The following is an 875-nucleotide window of genomic DNA, read 5'->3' on the forward strand; positions in this document are numbered from 1 at the left end:
CGGTGCATGTCGTACTCGCCGGTGGGGGGACCGCCGGCCACATCGAGCCCGCGCTCGCCCTCGCGGACGCCCTGCGCAGGCAGGATCCGACCGTGGGGATCACAGCGCTCGGGCACGAGCCGGGTCTCGAGCCCCCGCTCCGTGCCGAGCGCTGTGATCCCCACGGTCGGATCCTGCCTGCGCAGGGCGTCCGCGAGGGCGAGCGCGGGCTCGATGTGGCCGGCGGTCCCCCCACCGGCGAGTACGACATGCACCGAAATTCACCGCTCTCCGGACGGCCGCTTCTTGACGCGCCGTCTCATCGTCTTCCGTCTCACCCGAGCCAGCTTCTTCCACAAAGCAGGCTGCCGCGTCGCCAGTGCCGCCCGCGCGCTCGGCTCCGCCCGCGCGAAGGCGATCAGCAGGCCGATCGCGAACATGGTCGGCAGCAGGGCGGACCCTCCGTAGGAGAACAGCGGGAGCGGGACCCCGGCGATCGGCAGCAGACCGAGCACCGCGCCGATATTGACCACGGCCTGGGCCGTGATCCAGGTGGTCACGCCTCCCGCGGCATACCTCACGAAGTGGTCCTCCGTGCGTCCGGCCACGCGGATACCCGCATAGCCTAGAGCCGCGAAGAGTACGAGCACCGACAGCGTCCCCGCGAGGCCGAGTTCCTCCCCGGTAATGGCGAAGATGAAGTCGGTGTGTGGTTCGGGTAGTTCGCCCCATTTTTCCATACTTGCACCCAGTCCGGAACCGAACCAGCCGCCATTGGCCAGGGCGTAGATCCCGTGCACCGCCTGCCAGCACTGATCATTGTGGCCGGGCTCGGTGGCCCCGATACAGGCGAGCCGGGACATCCGGTTGGCGCTGGTCTTGATCAGCAGTACGCC

Annotated in this window: 1 protein-coding gene and 2 pseudogenes; 1 reads left to right on the forward strand and 2 read right to left on the reverse strand. The window is 69.1% G+C overall.

The genetic code is table 11. The features are described from left to right. Positions 1–2 precede the first annotated feature (2 nt). Positions 3–80: pseudogene (locus CCN51_RS57470) on the forward strand (glycosyltransferase); the annotation flags it as partial. Positions 81–104: 24 nt separating this feature from the next. Here CCN51_RS57470 and CCN51_RS18185 read toward each other — a convergent pair. Both CCN51_RS18185 and CCN51_RS18190 read right to left on the reverse strand, forming a co-directional pair. Next, positions 105–254, reverse strand: a pseudogene (locus tag CCN51_RS18185) (glycosyltransferase); the annotation flags it as partial. Positions 255–260: 6 nt separating this feature from the next. Further along, a partial coding sequence (locus CCN51_RS18190) for an FtsW/RodA/SpoVE family cell cycle protein (RefSeq protein ID WP_158104684.1) occupies positions 261–875 on the reverse strand: 615 nt, incomplete at its 5' end.

This window comes from Streptomyces milbemycinicus (assembly GCF_002154605.1).
In the GTDB taxonomy this organism is placed as follows: Bacteria; Actinomycetota; Actinomycetes; order Streptomycetales; family Streptomycetaceae; genus Streptomyces; species Streptomyces milbemycinicus.